Below are 18,648 nucleotides of genomic sequence, written 5' to 3' on the forward strand. Positions count from 1 at the left end.
CCCGCGCCCGCACGGCCCGCACGGCGCGCACGGCCCGGACGGCGCGCACGGCCCGGACGGCCCGGACGGCGCGCCGAGGGGGCGGTCGGCGACGGGCGTTGCGCGCGAGGTGCGGCACATCCGCCGCGGCCCTCGACCGCGGCGGACGGCCGCTGTCACCACCGGCGGCAGTCGGGTCCGGGCGCGCCACACGTGCCGGTCGGTTGCGGGCGCGCGCTGCGGGGCGTGCCGCGGCGGGTGTCCTGTCTCAACGAAGTTTCCCGACGCCGAGTCGCTGACGTGGGCGGACTATCTTCGCTGAGACGGGATGCGGGCCCGGTAGATAGTGAGACGGGCCGCAGTGGATTGGTCAGCCGTGTTTCGTCTCAGCGAAATTAGTCGTCGCACCTTGGCCGACCTGCCTCAAGGGCAGCAGTAGCGTCGTTCGTGTGTTACCTGGCGTGAGGGGCGGTCCAAGCGCTGTCCGCGTGTGCTTCGGAGCGGGTCACGGCTGATTGCTGTCTCGGCGGGGAAGCTTGTCGCCGATCGCCTCCACCAGAGCCTTGACTTCCTCGGGGAACTTATGGGCCCACGTGGTCAGGAACGCGCTCTTGACGATGTGACCGGAGGTGAAGTCCAGGTCGCCGCCGATCTGCTCCCAGACCATGTGCCTGTCCCAGTTGGTCAGTGCGCGCTCCTTCACGACCTTCTTCACTCGCTCCTGGTCGTGCAGGCCGAGGTGGAGGGCCACCGTAAGTCGACCTGCTTCCTCGTCCAGACAACCCAGCACCCGATTCAGTACGTGGGCCTCGGGCGAGCTGGCCCCGGGCAGGGCGAAGATGCCCTCGTCGGGATTGACGCGCTCGAACTGGTCACCGTCGAGAATGCAAATCGACGGATAAGTGCGGGTCGGGTCGATGTTGTGGTGAGCGTTGACCTTGATGGCCGGGTCGGCGCCCCCCATCGCATGAATTTTGACCTCATCCAACTCGATGCCGCCGTGGCTGCGCAGGGCGGTGGTAACCATGAGTTCGGCGAAAGCATCCTCGACGAAGATCGCGAGCTTGGCCTCGATCTGGCCAGTGATGGTCCGCAGGGCTTTGACGTCGAGCTTTCCCTGGATCACGTTGCCGAGGAGCGCCGCCCAGATGGCCTTGGAGGGCAGTGGGGCGAGTGCGTCATTTGAGTGCGTGGTGAAAATGACCTGGCAGGACTTGCGGTGGGCGACACCGATCAAGTACTCGACCATGCGCTGAGTAGCCACCGGGTGCAGACCGTTTTCGATCTCCTCGATAAGAATCATGGCCCCGGGGGAGGCAGCTTCGACGTCGGCGACAATGCGGATCACGCTCGCTTCGCCGGCTCCGAAGTGGAACTCGGAGTACCCATCGCCCTGAGGGGTGAGCCCGGAGAAGAGCTTGACCTTGCCAGCAGCGTCCACGTAGAGCTGCTGGAATCCTTCTATGGGCTTGGCCAGGATTTTCGCGGCATGCCCTGTGACCTCGGGAGCAAGGGTCACCTCGCGCACTGCTGCGAAGGACCCGCCGATTGCGGCCTTGAAGTTAGACCGCTCTGTGGCGGGCAGGGTCCGCTCGACTCCGAACACCAGAACTTCTCGCTCTGGGGCAGTTCGGTTCCATTTGAGCTGTTTGAAGCTCGCCGTGCGTGAGACCGACAGGCGAGGGTTAAGCTCCTTGTCGATGATTTCGTACTCGATCGACCAGTTCTGCATGCTTGCGTCGTATTTGCCACTCTTGGCAAAGAATCGTCCCGGCGCGACGCTCTTGTAAGCAAGTGCCGCCGCCCCCAGGACGGTGGTCTTGCCCCCGCCGTTCGGCCCGACCAGTGCGGTAACCGGGAACTCGAAAGTGACTTCACGGTCGGTGAAGCCTCGGAGCTTCCGCAAGGTCAGCCGCTTGAGGTACTTGCCGTAGCTCTCCTTGGAGACCTTGGCCTCCAAGTCGGTGATCACGCTCTGCCGGACTTCGCTCCTGTAGTCAGCCACCACTGCCCCGTCCGCCTCTCGACTGCTTATCGGGTCATGGTCTCAGATGTGACGGTTCATAAGGCGGCTCGTCACTCTGGTGCGGCCGGATGGAGGTCGGGATGGGACGTGTTGTGCCTCTTCGTTGAGGCGTGCCGGTCTTTCGGCGTTGCCGGATCTGACGCTGCTTCTCAGCCTCGTCGAGTTGCTCTCCCAGCCATGTGAGGTGGCGGCGGCGCCTGGAGACGTGGAGGTTGAGCGTCGCATAGGAGACGGACGTGTGGTGCTCATCCATCAACGCGGCCCAGATGTCCCGGGTGCCCAACCCCGCGTCCAGCATAGAGTTGATCAACAGCGTGGCCGCACGAGTCACGGGGGCTTGTTGGGGTGGGAGGTCGCGGGACAGCGGCCGGTTGTGAGCGAGGGCTTCTCGGACCAGTCGCCTCGGGACGCGGTAGCGGTCGGCGAGTTGCCGAAGGGTCAAGCCTTCGTCGCGGGCAGCGTCATGCAGTTGGAGGTAGAGGTCCGGTCGTCTGCTTGCAAGATGTGCTTTCCCTGGCCCTGGTCGGTAGCGGCGGCGCGGCGTACTCACGTCGGAGAGCACACGCTCCAAGCCTGCGACGGTGCGTCCGGAGACGTCTGCGAGGCGCTCGACGCGAGGTTTGCCGAACCATTGAGGCGGGCCGCAGAGGAATCCGTGCAGGTAGCTGGGCTTGAGGTGGTTGGCATGGGCGAGACGCCGGATGAACGAGTCAGTTCCCTCGCCGATCCGCGGCGAGACCTGGACGGGGAGCCGTGCAAGGTGCCCGTAAGAGGTGCCGGTCACCGCCTGCCCGCCTTCGTCGGCGGCGGAGTGGGCGTCTCCGCAGCATGGTCCAGCGGAATCGCGCGGAGCATGCCTTCGGTGATGCGTTCGGTTCCGCTGAGGATGGCGTCGATCGCTGCTCCGCGGATGGCGTGCGACAGAGCCCCGATCATGCCGACTGTGCGGTTGTAGAGGTAGCGGTCCAGTTTGACCAGGCTGCCCGGCGGGTGGTCGTGTAGAAGCAGGGTCTGTTCCATGGTCGCGACCAGTCCCTTCCACTCGTCGCCGTAGGGGAACGGGCGCGTCGGGACGAGGGTGAAGCGGCCCGCGATCTGCGCGCCGCGGACCCCGGCCAGCAACTCGCTGTTTTCGATGTCGATGCCGGCGTAGATGAACGTGGCGGGGATGCGCTCGGAGAAGTACTTCAGCGTGTCCGACACCTCGGCGCCGGACCGGGTGGTCTGCGAAATGTTGTGGATCTCGTCGACCAGGACCAAGCCGACACGGGTGTCGGTGCAGACGCCCACCACAGCCTCGATGATGTCGGTCATGTTCGACCGAGCCCGGACCGGCAGACCGAGGAAGCGGGCAAATTCCGCCGCGACCATGCGGGGGGTCGCAGCGGGCGGGACGGTGATGTAAAGCACCGGGATACGGTCGGGAACATTCGGGTGGCGAGCCCGGTCGAGGAGTTCATGGGAGCGTCCGAGCTGCGTAATGGCGCTGGTCTTGCCGGTGCCGGGCAGGCCGGAGACGATCAGGCCACGACGGGCGCTGATCGTATGCCGGTTGAGCAGGACCAATCGCCGCCCACAGATCACTGTCTTCTCGACGAACGAGGTGGAGACGACGCGCAAGCGGGCGTGGTGGTCGAGACGGCTGTCGTCGTAGCGGACTCGTTCGTCCGGGGACAGCCGCCGCAGGTCGCCGGGGGCGAGCAGGACTGGCGGCTTGGGCGGGCCGTCAATGAACCGGCGCCACCCCTCCAGGGTGGTGAGCTGGCGATTGGCGTCGGCGTCGGCCTCCTGCAGGACGGTCGGCGGGGATGTGGTCACGGACGCCTCCAAGGGTTGGCAAGCGGGTCGAACAGGCCCAGTGGGATGACCTCGGCGAGCTCGGTGTCCGTCTCCTCGTTCGAGGCGGTCATCGTGTCCGGCGGTGGGGTGTGGGCTGGCCGGTCGGTGGCGGTTGCCCGCGTGCGGGCGGCGACGCGACGGTCCCTTCGGGAACGCTTGGTCGGCTGGCCCTTGTCCGTGGCTGGACCCTCGTAGGCGCGTTTGAGTAGCGCTGCGGCGGCGTCCGCGATCTGTTCCTCGGTGCCGCCCGGAACCTGTTCGCGGGCGTGGTCCCAGGCCATCTCGCCGAAGGGGACGCCGACGCGGTGCAGGTGTTTCCAGAACACGGTGAGCCACCGGTTGCGTTGTCGGTCGCGTACCCAGATCCGGGAGATGTCGTAGGGGTCGTAGTGGATCTCCCAGAGGCCCTTCTTCTCCGTCACCCCGGAGTGCTGGCGGCGCAGCGGGTTCAACTCGCGGTCGTCGTAGGTGCGGTGCTTGATGCGGATGCCGTAGGAGTTGATCGCCTGCCAGCGTTCCGGCAGCAGTTCGACGTAGTCCTCGCCGTTCAGCGGGACGGGGATGTAGCCGCAGGACTCCAGCAGGGTCGCGTATTTCTCGTTCGGTGAGAACGCCCGCCGGGGCGCGTCCGGGTCGCGTAGCGCGTCATGGGGTCGGGTTTGCCAGCAGGCGGTGATCCATTCGTCGAGAAGGTTCTGGAGTTCGGGAAGGGACCACAGGGGCCCGTCCTCCAGCTTCCGGCCCCGGCGGTCCGTGGTCGATCCTGTGTAACCGGCGGCGAATTGGGCGAACAGCGTGGCCACGGAACCCAGGGTCGTCTCGACCGTTCCCTTCTCGAAGGGCGACGCCTTGTGCGTCGGCTGCAGGTTGATGCCCAGATAGCGGCAGGACGCCCGGAAGTTGTGCGAGATGAACACCTTGCCGTGGTCGCAGACGATCGTCTCCGGCACGATCACCGGCCGCGCGGCCGCGTGCTCCAGACGCTCGTCGAGGCTGAGCAGCCGCCGGTGCGGCAGCAACGACCGGGACATCCGCAGAGCCTCCGGCCAGCCCGGACGCATCGCTTCCGGAGTGACGCTGCGGGCCAGCAGCGCGGAGGCATCCGCGGCCTTCGTGGTGGGCCGCAGCACCGCCGCGGTGATCGACCGCGTGGCGATGTCGACCATGGCCGTCAGCTCGACCTTCTCGGCGATCCCGTCGTCCAGCCGCACCAGCACATCCAGCGGCGTGGAGTCGATCTGCATCAGCTCGCCCGGAGCACTGGCCGGCACTTCGCCGAACGGTCCGGCGGGCCTGGCATGGACCGAGCGGCGGGTGCGGGCCGAGCCGGTGGCGTGGGTGCCCGCAGCCAGTTTCTCGAACAGCCGGTAGAGCGTGGCCCTTGACGGCAGCACGACGGCGTCGGTCTCCTCGTCGGCGGCGAGGATCTGTTGGGTCCGCCAGATGATGAATCCGATGGTCCTCGACGACGCGTCGGTGGTCTCGGTGATCGCGTGCCGCATGGCCTCCACCACCGCCGCATCGACCTGCCCGAAGGCCGGCATCTGCTTGGCCGACCGGCCGTCGGCCAGTCCGACCAGCCCGTCCCGCTGGTAGCGCTGGCGCCGCTGCTTGATCCCGCTGGCCGTCACCCGGTGCCCGGCCTCCGTCAGCTCGGCGGCCTTGGCCCGCTCGCGCTGAGCCAGCGAATGCTGTTTCGGGTCGAACTCCGGTCGAGGACCGGCCCCGTCCGGGGCGTTCGACGGTATCCCGTGCAAGACCTCCAGAATGTGCCCCTCCCACCAGCGGGCCTGTTCAGCGACTGTCTCCGGGAACTCCGCGATCCGGGCCGTCGGCGGCACCCGCCTCTCGCCGGTCACCGGTCACCCCCATCCGCCAGGCGCACGATCGTGCGCGGCCCCAGCAGTTCGATCGCCATCTCCTCGACGGTCAGCTGCTGGAGCCAGAGGAGGTGGAACAGAACGGGCAGCGTTGCCAGCCGGTCGCCAGCTGTAGATGCCCGGGCCATCAGCGGCCCCGGGGTCGCAAAGGCCTCCCGGAGCCGGACGGAGACCGGGCCGTTGAGGCAACGAGGGTGCCGGTAGCGCGACAGCCACCGGACGTTCGCCAGCAGCACCGCCGCCGGCACTCCGACCCGCTCGAAACCCCACCCGGCCTGGGCGCAGGCCAAGCGCGTCATCTCGAACGCTTCCGCGTCCTTCGGCTCGACCCGCTCGTCCGCACGGACATCGACGACCACCGCCGATCCGTCCCCACGGCGAACGAAGAAGTCCGGAGCGTGCCGACGCTCCTTCTCGCCATCGTGCCAGTGCAGCCAGAACGGCTGCGAAGCGATCCCCACCACCTCGGGATCGAAGTCCATCAGCACAAGCCGGTCGCGCTCCAGCCATGACTCGAACCCGACGTGTTGCCCGGTCGTGGCAGCCCAGTACCAGCCCGCGAAGTGACGCTCACCACGTGACCAGCGAAACGGCCGTACGGGCGATACGTCCTCGAACCGGGCCGTCACGCAGTCCAGCAACGGACGCCGCCGACGCTGTCGTACGGCGTCAACGTACGACAGCTCGACGTACGACCCCGAAAGACCCACCCCAGCCGGTGCAGCCACCTAGCACCCCCCCAGTGCGACCACCTGCACGACTAGGTTCACTGAGACAGAAGGCCAAACGACTGGGTTCGCTGAGTAAACGCCTCGAATGGATGAGAGCGGACAAGCGGGCCCGGGCATGACCATCGAGCTGTCATGTACTAGAGTTATCTCGACATCGAGATATCTGCCGAGAAGCACCGCAGCCGCCACCCCGGTGAGGGTCACCTAAGTGAGCCTTGCCTCAGCGGAACGGCCCAGATGCCGTGGCGGCAGGATCGTGGTGGTACGCGCACATCAATGAAGGAGACTGTCGTGTCGGCGAACAGCTTCGACGCCCGCAGCACGCTGCAGGTGGGCGACGAGTCGTACGAGATCTTCCGGCTGGACAAGGTGGAGGGCTCGGCCCGCCTGCCGTACAGCCTCAAGGTCCTGCTGGAGAACCTGCTCCGCACCGAGGACGGCGCGAACATCACCGCCGACCACATCCGCGCCCTCGGCGGCTGGGACTCGCAGGCCCAGCCGTCCCAGGAGATCCAGTTCACGCCGGCCCGCGTGATCATGCAGGACTTCACCGGCGTTCCCTGCGTCGTCGACCTGGCCACCATGCGCGAGGCCGTCAAGGAGCTCGGCGGCGACCCGGCGAAGATCAACCCGCTGGCCCCGGCGGAACTGGTCATCGACCACTCCGTCATCGCCGACAAGTTCGGTACCAGCGAGGCCTTCAAGCAGAACGTCGAGCTGGAGTACGGCCGCAACCGCGAGCGCTACCAGTTCCTGCGCTGGGGCCAGACCGCCTTCGACGAGTTCAAGGTCGTCCCGCCCGGCACCGGCATCGTCCACCAGGTGAACATCGAGCACCTGGCCCGCACCGTCATGGTCCGCGGCGGCCAGGCCTACCCCGACACCCTGGTCGGCACCGACTCGCACACCACCATGGTCAACGGCCTCGGCGTCCTCGGCTGGGGCGTCGGCGGCATCGAGGCCGAGGCGGCCATGCTCGGCCAGCCGGTCTCCATGCTCATCCCGCGCGTCGTCGGCTTCAAGCTGACGGGCGAGCTGAAGCCTGGCACCACCGCCACCGACCTGGTGCTCACCATCACCGAGATGCTGCGCAAGCACGGCGTGGTCGGCAAGTTCGTCGAGTTCTACGGCGAGGGCGTCGCCGCCACCAGCCTCGCCAACCGCGCCACCATCGGCAACATGTCGCCGGAGTTCGGCTCCACCGCCGCGATCTTCCCGATCGACGCCGAGACGCTCAACTACCTGCGCCTGACCGGCCGCAGCGAGCAGCAGCTGGCGCTCGTCGAGGCCTACGCCAAGGAGCAGGGACTCTGGCTGGACCCGGCCGCCGAGCCGGACTACTCCGAGAAGCTGGAGCTGGACCTGTCGACGGTCGTCCCGTCGATCGCAGGCCCGAAGCGCCCGCAGGACCGCATCGTCCTGGCGAACGCCGCCCAGCAGTTCTCGCAGGACGTCCGCAACTACGTCAGCCTCGACGAGTACGAGGCGAGCAAGGAGTCCTTCCCGAGCTCCGACGCCCCGTCGACCATCCCGGACGGCGCGCCGTCCAACCCGGTCGCCGTGACCGCCCCCGACGGCTCGACCTACACCCTGGACCACGGTGCGGTGACGGTCGCGGCCATCACCTCCTGCACCAACACCTCCAACCCGTACGTCATGGTCGCCGCCGCGCTGGTGGCCAAGAAGGCGGTGGAGAAGGGCCTGACCCGCAAGCCGTGGGTCAAGACCACCCTCGCCCCCGGTTCGAAGGTCGTCACCGACTACTTCGACAAGGCCAACCTGACCCCGTACCTGGACAAGGTCGGCTTCAACCTCGTCGGCTACGGCTGCACCACCTGCATCGGCAACTCCGGCCCGCTGCCGGAGGAGGTCTCCAGGGCGGTCAACGAGCACGACCTCGCCGTCGTCTCGGTGCTCTCCGGCAACCGCAACTTCGAGGGCCGGATCAACCCCGACGTCAAGATGAACTACCTGGCGTCCCCGCCGCTGGTCGTCGCCTACGCCCTCGCCGGCTCCATGAAGGTGGACATCACCAGGGACGCCCTCGGCACCGACCAGGACGGCAACCCGGTCTTCCTGAAGGACATCTGGCCGACCGAGGCCGAGGTCAACGACGTCGTCGCCAACGCCATCGGCGAGGACATGTTCGCCAAGTCCTACGCGGACGTCTTCGCCGGCGACGCCCAGTGGCAGGCGCTGCCGGTCCCGACCGGCGACACCTTCGAGTGGGACGCCGAGTCGACCTACGTCCGCAAGCCCCCGTACTTCGAGGGCATGGGCACCGAGCCCGACCCGGTCGAGGACATCTCCGGCGCGCGGGTGCTGGCCAAGCTGGGCGACTCGGTCACCACCGACCACATCTCCCCGGCCGGTGCCATCAAGGCCGACACGCCGGCCGGCCAGTACCTCACCGAGCACGGCGTCGAGCGCCGCGACTTCAACAGCTACGGCTCCCGCCGCGGCAACCACGAGGTCATGATCCGCGGCACGTTCGCCAACATCCGCCTGCGCAACCAGATCGCGCCGGGCACCGAGGGCGGCTACACGCGCGACTTCACGCAGGACGGCGGCCCGGTCTCCTTCATCTACGACGCCTCGCAGAACTACCAGGCCGCAGGCATCCCGCTGGTCGTCCTGGCCGGCAAGGAGTACGGCTCCGGCTCCTCGCGCGACTGGGCCGCCAAGGGCACCGCGCTGCTCGGAGTGCAGGCCGTCATCGCCGAGTCGTACGAGCGCATCCACCGCTCGAACCTCATCGGCATGGGCGTCCTCCCGCTGCAGTTCCCGGAGGGCCAGTCGGTCGAGTCGCTGGGCCTGACCGGCGAGGAGGCCTTCTCCATCACCGGCGTCACCGAGCTCAACGAGGGCCGCGTCCCGAGCACGGTGAAGGTCACCACCGACACCGGTGTCGAGTTCGACGCGGTCGTCCGCATCGACACCCCCGGTGAGGCGGACTACTACCGCAACGGCGGCATCATGCAGTACGTGCTGCGCAGCCTGATCGGCAAGTAGGCTCCGCAGGCAACCGCATTGGGCCGCGGTCCCGGCAACGGGGCTGCGGCCCAATGCGGTTTCGGCTCTCCGGCCTTCCGGCCCGCACCCCGGCACTCCGCTGCCGAACGGGGGCGGTGAGGCCCGGTACGTCTCGCAGCGGGGCCTGTACATCCACCGGGGCAGCAACCCCAACGTCCGCAGCGGGCCGGTGGTGCGGGCGCCGCCGTCGCACTTCACGAACAGGACAGGGGGTGCAGATCGGCCGATGAAGCTGGACTGGACCGACGGAGGGTACGCGATGGAGCTGGCCTCGCCGCGGGAGCACCATCTGGTGCGGGACTCGCTGGTGGAGTCGGCCCACCTGGTCGACGGGCTTCCCGACGCCGAGTGCGTCGCCCGCCTCGGCCGCACGAAGACGGAACTGCAGGGTGCCGTCGACGGCTGGGCGGAGTTCCGTCCGCGTCGCCGTCTGTCCGTGGCGGAACTGGAACTCGTCAGGTCCTGTTTCCAGGAGACCCTGGACTTCTTCTCGGACGCGGAGTACGAGATGCGCACGGGGTGGACGCGCGAGGACTCAGCCCAGGTCCTCGGCTCCCTGATGCGGGATCGGAGGCGGATCACCATCGACCGGCAGTGGGGGGACCCCGGGAATCCGTCGGACGGGGGGTGAAAGGCGTCCCTCCCGGCACGGCTCCGCAAGCCGTGCGACGAGCCGGCCCCGTGTCGCGGCGCGCCGTGCACCGGATGCCGGCGTCCGGTGCAGGGCCGTGCGGTGGATGCGGTCAGTTGACGTAGACGGCGGAACCCCCGTCCGTCACCTGGGCGTACTTCGCGGTGAAGTAGCCGTTGCCGAAGCACAGCGACGGGCCGGAGCTCTTGGCGAAGTGCTGGGCGTCGAAGGTGATGCTGTTGTCGGCGTTGTCCGCCTGCCCGGTCATGCCAGACGCCTGGTAGACGCAGGTGATGCTGCCCAGCAGGGTGCGCAGCTTCACCGTGGCCTGGATGGCGGACCCGGACGGCGGCTGGACGCTGAGGGTGCCGGCCGAGGAGACCGTGGCGGTGTAGGGGAGGTTGTCGATGGTGATGGAGTTGACGCCGAGCACACCGAAGACGTTGCTGGAGCAGCTGCTGCTGTCGAAGGTGTGCGCGGTGACCGATTCGCCGGCGGTGCCGGGGGACGCGGGGTTGCTGGTGACGGCGGCGGTGAACTGCGACGACGTGCAGGAGACGCCGCTGGTGCCGGAGGCGCTGGAGTAGAAGGTGGCGGAGCTGCCGGAGGCCAGCGGGGCGGTGAGGGTGTCGCCCACGGCGACGGCGGTGCCGCCGGTGCCGCCGGTGGTGAGCACGGCGCCGCCGGCGGCGGAGGCCGGGCCGGCTGCCGTGAGGGCGAGTGCCGCGGCGGTGCCGGCGAGGGCGAGCAGGGAACGCTTGCGCATGCGGGTGCCTCTCTCTTCCGAGTGGGGTCAGAGGGAGCCGCCGTCGCCGGTCCAGGACGCCTTCCAGGCGCGCGCCGGGTGGCGGCGGCGGACGGCCGGACGCCGGCCTGGTCCGCGGGGCGGACCAGGCCGGGCCGGACGGGTGAGCGGTGGGGCGCGGCCCGGGTCGGACCAGGGGCCGTGCCGTGCCGCGTCGAAGGCGAGCGGTTGCCGGGAAGGCCCGGGATGCGGGCGATGCCGCTCGACGGATCCGGCGCCACGGATCCGGAGAAACAGGGAAAGTTGTAGACCTGATGCGGCGTCAACGTCAAGGTGTGTCACGGCATTCGCTGCTGGCACCGCAGGTCGCGGGTGTGCCGCACAGCCTTTCCGCCACTCTCTTGACCCTTCAATGTAACCGGCGGTAACTTCCTGGAAGGCTACTGCCGCGTAACGAGAAAGCCCTTGCGCCCGGCCGGGAGTTGCGAGGAGGCGTGCGCGGCAGCAGCCGTTGTCCGCGCCAGGACACACGTGCCACCTGAAGCCCGCTCACGCAGTGACCTATGCCTTTGGGGAGCAGACATGGCCTCGTCCCCGGACGTCCCGTCCGCCGGCAACACACCCGAGCCCGCAGAGGGCGTCTCCGCCCCGCCCGACACCCCGACCGCCACCGAGCCCGCCCTCGGCGGTACCGCGAGACGGGGCAGGGTCCGGTTCCGTCGGGCCGCATTACTGGCGGTCCCCGCCACCCTCGCCACCGCGGCCCTCGCGGTCCTCACCGCCCAGGGGGCGCTGGGCGTGCAGTTCGCCATCTCCGGCATGCCCTTCACGGTCACCGCGACCGACCTCGACGGCACCGGGTTCGAGCAGTTCGGCGCCCTGGACAACATGGCGGACGGCAGCCCGAACGCCGGCGACACCGGCGGCCAGGTGCTCGTCATCACCTCCGCCATCAAGAACGCCACGCTGACCAAGTTGTGCCAGAGCGTCGACCTGGGCGGCATCAACCTCGTCATCACGGCGGGCCAGGGCGCGGAGAAGGTGTCCGCGACCGACCTCACCACCGACTCGACCGAGCTGTCCGGCAACGCCTCCTTCGACAACATCGAGATCGGCAACGATGCCAGCACGTTGACCGACGCGGGCGTGAAGGGGCCGATCGGCGTGTTCAGCCAGCAGGCCGACACGGTCCACATCAACAACCTGCGGCAGACCAACTACGCCACCACCGCTGGTGTGTTCAAGCTGCCAGGACTCAAGCTCCGTTTCAGCGGCACGGGTTGCTGAGCCGATGCCGGACCGTCGGGGTCGGGGACTCAGGCCCGCCTTCCGCGCCTGGCGGGCCCGCCGCCCGTTCTGGGGCGGCCTGCTGCTCGCCCTGGGCGGGGGAGAGGTCCTGCTCACCGAGAAGGCCTCGCTGAAGGTCGTCCTGCACATCGGCATGCAGGGCCTCGCGGGCTACCTGCTGCCCGTACTGATGCTGCTGCTCGGGCTGCTGGTGCTGTTCAACCCCGCCCAGCGGCTCTTCTACTCGCTCACCGGGGTGCTGCTGTCGCTGGGCACCTGGGTCACCTCCAACCTGGGCGGCTTCTTCGTCGGTCTCGCGCTCGGAGTGACCGGCAGCTGTCTCGCCTTCGGCTGGCTCCCCGAGCAGGAGCCCAGGGTGAGCCGGCGCCGCCGACGCAAGCAGGAGCGTGCCGTCGCGCAGTGAGGTCCCCGCCGGCAGGCGGGGGCGGGCCGGTGCGGAAGCGCCGCACCGACCGGTCCGCCCCCCGCCGCCGGGCGGGTGCGTTCCGGGGCGGGCGGCCACTGCGGCCCCGGGGCCCCGTCCGCGCGGACGGGGCGGTGTCCGGGCGGGGACAGGGGAGGTGCCGCCCGGGCGCCACGCGGGCCGCGGCGGCCGTTTACAGTCCCCGCGGGTCGCGCTAACTTGCCGGAACGGCGGGGCGGGAGCGCTCCCGGAATGGGCGGACCGGAACCCGCCCGAGGGCGCCCCACCCCGTCACCGTCCCCTCCCGCGCGGTCGCCGGGCGATGTGACCATTGCGGTCCGCGGGGCGCTCGCGGGGTGTCGGGCGTCCACCGCGCGCTCGACCCGGGCACCCTCGTCCTCGACGATCGGGGTCAACTGCCCTTCTCCGCCAGCAACTCGACCTCCGAGAGGGTGGAGCGGCCGTCCAGGACCAGCCGGTAGTGCCGCCACCTGGCCGGCCGTGGCAGGGAGAACACCCGGGTCTGCCGGTCCCAGCGGAAGGACTCGCCGGAGCGCCGGTCCACGTCCTGCCAGCGGGTGCCGTCGTCGGAGGCCTGCAGCACCCAGCCGGTGGGCGCCTCGGCGGCGTCCGCCGAGGTCAGCGTGTACTGCGCCGCCTTCGCCGGTCCGGTGAGCGGCAGTTCGACGTCCTGGACCGCGGCGGACGTCGCCGAGGTGTCGTCGAACAGGGCCCCGCCGCCGCGCAGTACGTCGGCGCGCGGCGACGGCACCGCGTCGTCCCGGGTGATCGACACGGGAGCCGCGTCCGGTCCGGTGCCCCAGGCCGACGGCCGCGGGCCCATGCTGAACTCCAGTACCCCGCCCCGGCCGATGAGCGCGTGCGGCAGCGAGGTCGAGTTCCAGGGGCGGCCGTCGACCTTCAGCCCCTGTACGTACACGTTCCGCGCGCTGTTGTGCGGCGCCCTGACGACCAGGTCCCGGCCGTTCTCGAGGTGCACGGTGGCCTTGGTGAACAGGGGGGAGCCGATCGCGTACTCGCCGCTGCCCATCACCAGCGGGTAGAAGCCGAGCGCGGAGAACAGGAACCAGGCCGACTGCTCGCCGTTGTCCTCGTCGCCGTGGTAGCCCTGGCCGATCTCGCTGCCGGTGTACAGCCGGGACAGCACCTCGCGCACCTTCGCCTGCGTCCGGTCCGGCCGGCCGGCCGCGTCGTACATGTAGGCGACGTGGTGGGCGACCTGGTTGGAGTGCCCGTACATGCCCATCCGCACGTCGCGGGCCTCCGTCATCTCGTGGATGACCCCGCCGTAGGATCCGGCGAACCGCGGCGAGGCCGTCTCCGGGGTGGCGAAGTAGGCGTCGAGCTTGTCGGCGAGTCCGGCGCGGCCGCCGTAGAGGTTGGCCAGGCCGCGGCTGTCCTGCGGGGCGGTGAAGGCGTAGCCCCAGCCGTTGGTCTCGGTGTAGTCGTAGCCCCAGACGCGGGGGTCGTACGCGGAGGGGTCGAGGCGCCAGTCGCCGTGCGCGTCCCGGCCCTGGAAGAACCCGGTGCGGGTGTCGAAGAGGTCGACGTAGTCGCGGGCGCGGTCGAGGAAGTACTCCGACTCCTCCCGGTAGCGCTTCCGACCGGTCTGCCGGTACAGCTTCCGCCCCATCTGCGCGATGCCGTAGTCGTTGAGGTACCCCTCGAGCGCCCAGGACAGGCCCTCGTGCGTGTCGGTGCTGGTGTAGCCGAGGAAGGGCGAGGTCGCCATGCCCTTGCGGCCCACCCCGGGCGTCGGCGGCACGACGGTGGCGTTCTTCACGGCCGCGTCGTACGCCGCCCTGGCGTCGAAGTGGACGCCCTTGACGTACGCGTCCGCGAAGGCCACGTCGGAGGAGGTGCCGGTCATCAGGTCGGCGTAGCCGGGGGAGGACCAGCGGGCGGTCCAGCCGCCGTCCTTGTACTGCTGGACGAACCCGTCCACCATCTCGCCGGCCTGGTGCGGGGTGAGCAGCGAGTACGCGGGCCAGGTGGTGCGGTAGGTGTCCCAGAAGCCGTTGTTGACGTACACCTTGCCGTCGACGATCCTCGCGCCGGTGCGCTCGGGGGTGTCGGGGCCGGTCGCGGGGGAGAACGGGGAGGCGTAGCGGTCGCGGCCGCCGACCTTCTCGGAGCCGGAGTTGGGGTACAGGTACAGCCGGTAGAGGCTGGAGTACAGGGTGGTCAGCTGGTCCGGTGTCGCGCCCTCCACCTCGACCCTGCCGAGCAGCCGGTCCCACTGCCGCCGGGCCCGGTCGCGGACCGTGTCGAAGGAGGTGCCGGCGGGGATCTCCTGGCGCAGGTTCTCCTTCGCCTGGTCCACGCTGATCAGCGAGGTCGCCAGGCGCAGCGTCACGGTGCGGTCGGCGCCCGCGGCGAACCGCAGCCAGCCGGTGGCGCCGCTCGCGGACCCGCCGGTGGCCGGCCGGTCGAAGACGCCGTAGACGAACATCCTGGTCGCGCCCGCGGACAGCCCGGATCGGACGTCGGAGTAGCCGGTGACGGTGGAGTGCTCGGCGTCGAGCGTCAGGCCCGCCCGGTCGGTCACGTTGTCGAACACCACGCTCGCGTCGTCGCCGGGGTAGGTGAGGCGCAGTGCCGCCGCGTGGTCGGTCGGGGCCAGCTCCGCCTTCAGCCCGTTCTCGAAGCGCACCCCGTAGTAGTAGGGCCGTGCGGTCTCGTGCTCGTGCCGGAAGGCCAGGGCGCGCGCGGTGCGGCCGGTGTCCGGGGTGCCGGCGGCGGCCGAGGGCATCACCTGGAAGGTCTGCCGGTCGCCCATCCACGGACTCGGTTCGTGGCTCGCGCTGAACGCCTGGATGGTCGGCAGGTTGTCCGCGTTGTTCGCGCGGGCGTACTGGTACAGCCAGCTCAGGGAGGACGCGTCGGTGACCGGCGTCCAGAAGTTGAAGCCGTGCGGGACGGCCGTCGCCGGGAAGGTGTTGCCGCGGGAGAAGGAGCCGCTGGAGTCGGTGCCGCGGGTGGTCAGCGCGTAGTCGGACAGGTGGGCCTTCGGCGGCTCGGGCGGCGCGGGCCCGATGCGGACGTCGTCCAGCCAGCCGCGGAACCTGGCCGGCCCGGCGGGGGAGTCGTAGGCGAGCAGGATCCGGTCGACGGTCCGGCCCGCCGCCACCGATCCGATCCGGGAGGCGACGGCGTTCCACTGGTTGACGTAGAGGATCTTGGCGGCGCCCTGGCCCTGCGGGGTGAGCGGGAATCCGTGCTGGTCGGTGGCGCCCAGCTCGCTGAGGTAGGTCCCGTCGGTGAAGGCCAGGTCGACGGAGACACGGGTGGCGTCGTAGTCGAGGTCGCCGTCGGCCATCGACGGGAAGACCTTGTACGACAGCCGGGTGTTCCGCCCGACACGGACGTCGACGTCGAAGACCTTGTTGTACGAGTAGGCGCGCCCGTCGGCGGTGTGCCGCCCGGCGTAGCGCAGGGCGTGCGTCCCGGTGAATCCGGCGTGTGCCTTCGCGGTGGGCGAGCCGGTCGGGCCGCGGCCGACGAGGGTGCGCATGTCCTCCGGCACCGGGGTGCTGCTGCCGTCGGAGAACTGCACGTCGGCCAGTTGCAGGATGCCCGGGGCGCCGTTGTTCCGGGTGACGTCGAGCCGGAAGTGCCGGTATGCGGCGACGGCGCCGGCCGGGATGCCGTACGTCCTGGTCTGGAAGCGTTCGGTGAAGGTCTGAGCGGTGCGCGTGTCCAGGGTCTTCCAGGACTTGCCGTCGGTGGAGCCCTGCAGTGTCCAGTCCCGGGGGTCGCGTCCGGAGTAGTCGTTGGCCGAGGTGAGGGCGTACTTCACCACGGTGAGCGGTGCGTCGGCGTCGAACTCGACCCAGCCGGTGCGCTGGAAGGTGAGCCACTTGGTGCCGGGGTCGAGGTCGACGAGGTTCTCCTTCACCTCGCCGGAGCCGGTGTTCTCGCCGCTGGCCCGGCCGGCCGTGACATGGTCGGTGACGTTGCCCGGGATGCCGGTGCGGTAGCCGCCGTCCACGCCCAAGGCGCGTTTTCCCCCGTCGGGGGAGGTGTCCACGGTGTTCAGCCAGTCCGGTGCGGGATCGTCCGCCTCGAAGGAGGAGGCGAACGACCGGTCGGCGGCCGGGGGCCCGGCCGGGCGGGCGACGGCCGCTCCCGGGGCCGCCACGGCCAAGGCGAAGGCGGCCGTGAGCACGGCCGCCGTAGTCCCTCTGTGTCGCGTTCCGCGGTGGTGGGGCACGTACCCTCCCGGCGCTGTGGACAACGTTGTCAACTGGTTTGCGCAAGGTCCAGTAGTGGGTCAAGTACGCCCTGCTGTCAAGGGTGTTGGCTTTGGCGTTCGGGCGGCGTGTCGTGGATTTTTCCGGCGCCCCGCCCGGCGGGCGCGCAGATTTCCGCGAGGTCTCAACTCGGAAAAGACCGACGGCCAACCTTGCATTCGATCTTGCTCCGTTGGCGGGAAGTGGACTATACCTGTCGGCGATTCACTCGAGCGCACGACCTGCACGACCAGTACAGTCCGCACTTCCCGTACAACCCTGCTTGACCCGAACGCGGTGCCGGGGAGGATCCGGTTCACCGCCTGAGTCCTGTGAGAAGGCGAGGACTTGAGCATGGGATCCACTTCCGCAGAGAACCACGGCTCCTCCGGTGTCGGCCGCCGCGCACTGATCAAGCGGTCCGCTGCCCTGGGTCTGGTCTCCGTACCGACGATGAGCTTCCTTTCCGCCTGTGCCAGCAGTGGCGGCGGCGGAAACAACGAGAAGGCCAAGGCGGGCAAGAAGACCGACAAGAACCCGTTGGGCGTCAATGACACCGCCCGGATGGAGTTCGTCCTGTTCGACGGCGGTTTCGGCAAGGAATACGCCGAGGACGCGGTCAAGATCTACCAGAAGGACTTCCCCAAGGCGCAGGTCAAGTTCTCCGCCACCCAGAAGATCCAGTCCACCCTCCAGCCCCGCTTCAACCAGGGCAACCCGCCCGACCTCATCGACAACTCGGGCGCCGAGCAGATGGACATGGGCGTGCTGGTCGGCAAGAACCAGCTGACCGACCTGACCCCGCTGCTGGACGCACCCTCCTACGACGACCCGGGCAAGAAGGTCCGCGACACCCTGCGACCGGGCATCGTGGAGATGGGCCAGTTCGACGGCGACCCGGTCTGGATCATGTACTACGCCTACACCGTGTACGGCGTGTGGTACTCGCAGAAGGCCCTGGACTCGCTCGGCGAGGAGTACCCGAAGGACTGGGACGCCATGCTCCGGGTCTGCGCCAAGGCCAAGAAGAAGGGCATGGCGGGCTGGACGTACGCGGGCAAGTACCCGTACTACATCCCCTTCTCGCTCTATCCGATGATCGGCAAGGTGGGCGGCCGCGAGGTGCTGGACGCCATCGACAACCTGGAGCCGAACGCCTGGAAGCACCCGGCCGTCAAGGCCTGCTTCGACGCCTACTACGAGCTCTACCAGAAGGGCTACATCCTCAAGGGAACCCCGGGCCTGGACCACATCCAGTCGCAGACCGCCTGGGCCGAGGGCAAGGCGCTGTTCATCCCGAACGGCTCCTGGGTGGAGAACGAGTCGGCGAACGTCATCCCCGCCGACTTCGACCTCGCCGTCTCGGCGCCCAGCGGGATCGACTCCTCCGACAAGATGCCCTTCGGCACCATCTGGGCCTCCGGCGGCGAGCCGTTCATCGTCCCGGCCAAGGCCGCCAACGCGGCCGGCGGCATGGAGCAGCTGCGGATCATGCTCAGCGAGGCCTCGTCGAAGAACTTCACCTCCAAGGTCAAGTCGCTGACGGCGTACAACGGCGGCACCGACGGCATCGAGCTCACCCCGGGGCTGAAGTCCGGCGTGGCCGCGCTGGAACTGGCCGGTGACAACGTGTTGAATCCGCGTATGCAGGACTGGTACGTGCAACTGCAGAAGGAGAAGATCGGTGTGGCCGGGCTCGGCGAGATGATGGCCGGCCGCGCCACCCCGGCGGAGACCATCAAGAAGATCCAGGGCTACGCCGACCAGGCCGCCAAGGATTCGTCGATCAAGCACTACAAGCACCAGTGAGGGTCCGTCAC

11 protein-coding genes are annotated in these 18,648 nt (G+C 69.2%); 5 read left to right on the forward strand and 6 right to left on the reverse strand.

Annotated features, from left to right (window positions below):
- Window positions 1–484: 484 nt before the first annotated feature.
- From ACL02U_RS17030 to ACL02U_RS17045, 4 genes are all read right to left on the reverse strand, one after another.
- Complete coding sequence (locus ACL02U_RS17030; RefSeq protein ID WP_412791688.1) at window positions 485–1,984, reverse strand: ATP-dependent nuclease; 1,500 nt, start codon at window positions 1,982–1,984, stop codon at window positions 485–487.
- Window positions 1,985–2,785: 801 nt separating this feature from the next.
- On the reverse strand, window positions 2,786–3,823 hold the full coding sequence (locus tag ACL02U_RS17035) for an ATP-binding protein (RefSeq protein WP_412791689.1): 1,038 nt from the start codon (window positions 3,821–3,823) through the stop codon (window positions 2,786–2,788).
- Complete coding sequence (locus ACL02U_RS17040) at window positions 3,820–5,346, reverse strand: Mu transposase C-terminal domain-containing protein (RefSeq protein ID WP_412791755.1); 1,527 nt, start codon at window positions 5,344–5,346, stop codon at window positions 3,820–3,822. The genes ACL02U_RS17035 and ACL02U_RS17040 overlap by 4 nt, the downstream gene beginning before the upstream one ends.
- 353 nt (window positions 5,347–5,699) lie before the next feature.
- A complete protein-coding gene (locus ACL02U_RS17045) occupies window positions 5,700–6,452 on the reverse strand; it encodes a TnsA-like heteromeric transposase endonuclease subunit (protein WP_412791690.1) in 753 nt (250 codons plus the stop codon).
- 294 nt (window positions 6,453–6,746) lie between these two features.
- Here ACL02U_RS17045 and acnA point away from each other — a divergent pair, with 294 nt between their 5' ends.
- Together acnA and ACL02U_RS17055 are read left to right on the forward strand one after the other, a co-directional pair.
- Complete coding sequence (gene acnA / locus ACL02U_RS17050; RefSeq protein ID WP_412791691.1) at window positions 6,747–9,467, forward strand: aconitate hydratase AcnA; 2,721 nt, start codon at window positions 6,747–6,749, stop codon at window positions 9,465–9,467.
- 247 nt (window positions 9,468–9,714) lie between these two features.
- On the forward strand, window positions 9,715–10,119 hold the full coding sequence (locus tag ACL02U_RS17055) for a hypothetical protein (RefSeq protein WP_412791692.1): 405 nt from the start codon (window positions 9,715–9,717) through the stop codon (window positions 10,117–10,119).
- A gap of 112 nt (window positions 10,120–10,231) precedes the next feature.
- On the opposite strand, the gene ACL02U_RS17060 is transcribed toward ACL02U_RS17055, so the two are convergent.
- A complete protein-coding gene (locus tag ACL02U_RS17060) occupies window positions 10,232–10,885 on the reverse strand; it encodes a Tat pathway signal sequence domain protein (RefSeq protein WP_412791693.1) in 654 nt (217 codons plus the stop codon).
- Window positions 10,886–11,446: 561 nt separating this feature from the next.
- On the opposite strand from ACL02U_RS17060, the gene ACL02U_RS17065 reads away from it, so the two are divergent.
- On the forward strand, window positions 11,447–12,151 hold the full coding sequence (locus tag ACL02U_RS17065; RefSeq protein ID WP_412791694.1) for a DUF6230 family protein: 705 nt from the start codon (window positions 11,447–11,449) through the stop codon (window positions 12,149–12,151).
- Between the two features lie 4 nt (window positions 12,152–12,155).
- Window positions 12,156–12,575 (forward strand): DUF6114 domain-containing protein, encoded by a 420-nt coding sequence (locus ACL02U_RS17070; RefSeq protein ID WP_412791695.1) that lies wholly within the window; start codon window positions 12,156–12,158, stop codon window positions 12,573–12,575.
- A gap of 412 nt (window positions 12,576–12,987) precedes the next feature.
- On the opposite strand, the gene ACL02U_RS17075 is transcribed toward ACL02U_RS17070, so the two are convergent.
- Entirely contained in the window at window positions 12,988–16,743 is a 3,756-nt protein-coding gene (locus tag ACL02U_RS17075; RefSeq protein WP_412791756.1) for a GH92 family glycosyl hydrolase, read from the reverse strand.
- A gap of 439 nt (window positions 16,744–17,182) precedes the next feature.
- Between ACL02U_RS17075 and ngcE the strand changes: the two genes are divergently transcribed.
- On the forward strand, window positions 17,183–18,637 hold the full coding sequence (gene ngcE, locus ACL02U_RS17080) for an N-acetylglucosamine/diacetylchitobiose ABC transporter substrate-binding protein (protein WP_412791696.1): 1,455 nt from the start codon (window positions 17,183–17,185) through the stop codon (window positions 18,635–18,637).
- Window positions 18,638–18,648 lie beyond the last annotated feature (11 nt).

It is taken from the genome of Streptomyces sp. MS06 (assembly GCF_047200655.1).
Lineage (GTDB): Bacteria > Actinomycetota > Actinomycetes > Streptomycetales > Streptomycetaceae > Streptomyces.